The following is a 253-nucleotide window of genomic DNA, read 5'->3' as shown; positions in this document are numbered from 1 at the left end:
AGCCAGGGGCGTCGGCCGCAGGTGCAGGCAGAAATGAACAACATGGCCGGGATTCTCGACAGCCTGGCGCACACGGCGCTGGCCACCATCCTGCCTGGCCGGGCCAAGGACGCGGCCGAGGATGACCAGGGCCTGCTGTGGAAGCCATTGAGCGAGCCGCGGGTGCCGCTCAAGGTTGGGCTGGTGTTCCGCGATGCACAGCGCCAGCAGGCGTCGGTCGAGCTGCTGCGTACAGTGCTGGAAGAAGAGACAG

General features: G+C 67.2%; 1 protein-coding gene. It reads left to right on the top strand.

Going from position 1 to position 253, the window contains the following annotated elements:
* Window positions 1-253 (top strand): LysR substrate-binding domain-containing protein (locus SB756_RS32805; RefSeq protein WP_410913605.1); only part of this gene is annotated, 253 nt, incomplete at both ends.

The organism is Pseudomonas sp. SIMBA_068 (assembly GCF_046534705.1).
Taxonomy (GTDB): Bacteria; Pseudomonadota; Gammaproteobacteria; order Pseudomonadales; family Pseudomonadaceae; genus Aquipseudomonas; species Aquipseudomonas putida.
The sequence above is the reverse complement of the archived record's forward strand: the minus strand, read 5'-3'. Positions and strand labels throughout refer to the sequence as shown.